The organism is Nocardioides sp. CPCC 206348, assembly GCF_048654705.1.
GTDB lineage: Bacteria > Actinomycetota > Actinomycetes > Propionibacteriales > Nocardioidaceae > Nocardioides.
This window is the reverse complement of the sequence record NZ_JBMCZA010000090.1, coordinates 1,885-2,998: the sequence shown is the minus strand read 5'-3', so window position 1 is coordinate 2,998 and position 1,114 is coordinate 1,885. Positions and strand designations below refer to the sequence as shown.

Here is a 1,114-nt window from a genome sequence, read left to right as displayed (position 1 = left end):
TGATCGCGATGATCAACCGGATGATCGTCGTGCAGTACGACGACTGGGACGGCAAGGCGCGCACCCTGGTGTTCGAGCCGACGATGCCGGAGGGCTCGGCCGAGGCGCCGTTCTATGCCCAGCTCAATGCGCTGGTGGACAAGATCCCCGGCGGTCAGAAGTTCGCGTCGGTCGCGATGTTGAAGTACTACGCCGAGCCGCTGGACGCGCTGGAGAAGCTCGGCCTGTCGCCCGACGACATCGACTTCTGCACGTTCGACCACCTCCACGTGCAGGACCCGCGGATGATCATGGGCTCCACGTCGCTGGTGCCCGGTGAGACCGAGCCGCGCAAGCCGTTGTTCGGCAACGCGAAGATGCTGGTGCACGACCGCGAGCTCGCGACGCTCGAGTCGCTGCACCCGATGCAGTGGGCGTGGTACGTCGAGGACGGGCTCGACGGCGTCGACCCCGACGCATTCGTGAGGTTCAGCGGCGACATCGAGCTCGGCCCGGGGCTCACGCTGCTGTGGACGCCCGGCCACACCGACGGCAACCACTCCCTGTGCATCAACACCCCCGACGGCGTGTGGGTCTCCTCGGAGAACGGCATCTCGATCGACAACTGGCAGCCGGAGCTGTCGAAGATCCCCGGCGTGAGGAAGTACCACGAGCACTACGGGCGCGAGATCTGCCCGAACGCCAACACCCTCGAGGACGCGCAGGACCAGTACGACTCCATGGTCAAGGAGAAGACGATGGCGGACGCCTGCAACGACGACCCGCGCTTCCTGCAGATCCTGCCGTCGACCGAGCTCGCGGACTGGAAGCGGTTCTGGCCGGTGCGCCCGACGAAGTTCCAGGGCGGCATCTCGTACGGCACGATCACGCGGCCCGGTTCGTGACGGTGCGTGCGGCGGGGGACCGTCGGGGCGCGGTCGTCACCGGCGCCGGTCGCGGCCTGGGCAAGGAGATCGCCCGGCACCTGGTGGCCGAGGGGTACGCCGTGCTGGTCACGGACGTGGACCTCGCGCTGGCTCAGGCTGCTGCGGTGGAGCTGGGTTGTGAGGCCGCTGCGCTCGACGTGCGGGACGGTGCTCAGGTGGAGGCAGTTGCTTCCGGTGTCGTCGCCTCG

The 1,114-nt window shown here is 68.0% G+C and carries 2 protein-coding genes; both read left to right on the top strand.

The window, feature by feature from the left end; genetic code table 11:
- The coding region (locus tag ACOADB_RS04740; protein WP_378596780.1) for a hypothetical protein at positions 1 to 884 on the top strand (884 nt) is incomplete at its 5' end.
- The coding region (locus ACOADB_RS04735; protein WP_378596779.1) for an SDR family NAD(P)-dependent oxidoreductase at positions 881 to 1,114 on the top strand (234 nt) is incomplete at its 3' end. The genes ACOADB_RS04740 and ACOADB_RS04735, both read left to right, overlap by 4 nt.